Genomic DNA, 225 nt, shown 5'->3' with positions numbered 1-225 from the left:
CGGAATGATGGTGGCGCCGAGCGTGGCCATCAGGTCGGCAAAGTGCTGGTTCTGCGTGGCGCGCGCAATCTCCAGATGGAACTGGAAATCGGCGCCCACGGCATCGCGCCCCGCGTCCACGGCACCCATGAAAGCACCGAGCGCGCTGCGCATGCGAGCCAAGTCGGCGTCCGTGCGCCGCACGGCGGCGAGGGCGGCGGCTTCGGTCTCGACGCCAATGCGCAG

At 69.8% G+C, this 225-nt stretch carries 1 protein-coding gene; it reads right to left on the bottom strand.

Going from position 1 to position 225, the window contains the following annotated elements; all coding sequences use genetic code 11:
* Positions 1-225 (bottom strand): FadR/GntR family transcriptional regulator (locus tag B2J89_RS23440; protein WP_169170903.1); only part of this gene is annotated, 225 nt, incomplete at both ends.

This window comes from Acidovorax sp. SRB_24 (assembly GCF_012931925.1).
This window is presented reverse-complemented; position numbering and strand designations above follow the sequence as displayed.